Here is a 613-nt window from a genome sequence, read left to right on the forward strand (position 1 = left end):
GCCCAGCCGTGCAGGTAGGGGTGCTCGACCGCGGCGGCGCGGGCGGCGGCGGTGCGGGCGGCGTCGAGGCGTCCGTCGGCGAAGGCGATCGCGGCGTCCAGGCTGCGGGAGGTGCCGGTGAGCAGCCGGTCGTCGAGCTGGGCGGCGAACTGCTCGGTGAGGGTGGCGAAGCGACGGGCGGAGGTGCCCGCGCCGGTGTCGGCGGACAGCACACCCAGGTAGAACGACAGGTAGCCGGCGACGCGGGTCAGCTCGATGTGCACCGCGGGCGACAGTCGGCGCGCCAGGGCGGCCTGCACGCGGCGCCAGTCGCCGACGATCGGACCGAGCAGACTGGTGTGGGGCACGCTGAGCAGGGTGGTGGCGTAGCGGTACAGGCGGTCGTCGAACTCGCTCAGCGCCAGCGGGTCGGGGTCGGCGTAGGCGATCTCCCGGGAGATCATCGCCGCGGCGCGGGCGGCGGCGGACAGGCCGAACCGGTCCGGCACCTGCGCGCCCGGCAGTTCCACCGTGTCCATGCCCTGCCTTCCCTCCACCTCTCGGCCGGCCGGCACACCGCCGGCCGGACCGCCCTGGCCTGCGCCCGCCGTCACGTCCGGGCCGGGCCGGGGCC

At 76.7% G+C, this 613-nt stretch carries 1 pseudogene; it reads right to left on the reverse strand.

Annotation, left to right across the window (positions count from 1 at the left end):
* Positions 1 to 518 (reverse strand): annotated as a pseudogene (locus ND748_RS33440) (hypothetical protein); the annotation flags it as partial.
* Positions 519 to 613 lie beyond the last annotated feature (95 nt).

The sequence above is a fragment of the Frankia sp. AiPs1 genome (assembly GCF_023716945.1).
Lineage (GTDB): Bacteria > Actinomycetota > Actinomycetes > Frankiales > Frankiaceae > Frankia.